The sequence below is a fragment of the Pandoraea sp. PE-S2R-1 genome, from assembly GCF_002179865.1.
In the GTDB taxonomy this organism is placed as follows: domain Bacteria; phylum Pseudomonadota; class Gammaproteobacteria; order Burkholderiales; family Burkholderiaceae; genus Pandoraea.
The window spans coordinates 1-466 of the sequence record NZ_NGUR01000121.1 but is presented as its reverse complement, the minus strand read 5'-3'; the positions used below and the strand labels follow the sequence as shown (position 1 = coordinate 466).

Here is a 466-nt window from a genome sequence, read left to right as displayed (position 1 = left end):
GACACGCAAGGCGATTTGTCGGCGGGACAAATGCATCGCCTGAGCGGCGCGGAAATAGACCGGCTTGATTTGCCGCACGCCGTTCATCGTGAAGATCAGAATCGGGATCAAACCGTGCATCACGCCGAAGGCCACCTTGGAGGCGAGACCCAAGCCGAAGATCAGCAAAACCAAGGGATACAGCGTCACCTTTGGCAATGAATACAGATTCATCATAATCGGCTCGGCAACATTCGCAGCCAAGCGATTCGCACCGAGCCCCAGCCCCAGTGCAATGCCCCCCGCCACCGCAATCACCAGCGAATAGAAGAGCGCCCGGCCTGTCTCGGCGGCATCCACCCAGAACGATGCTGTGCCCATCATCTGCCAAAGCCCTTGCACGGTCGCCACGGGAGAGCCGACAGCAGCGCCGTTGAGTAGATGTACCATTTGCCAGATGCCGATGAGCACCAGCAAGACGGCAAGC

At 59.0% G+C, this 466-nt stretch carries 1 protein-coding gene; it reads right to left on the bottom strand.

The window, feature by feature from the left end; translation table 11 throughout:
• A partial coding sequence (locus CDV44_RS27325; RefSeq protein WP_141118848.1) for an ABC transporter permease occupies positions 1-466 on the bottom strand: 466 nt, incomplete at both ends.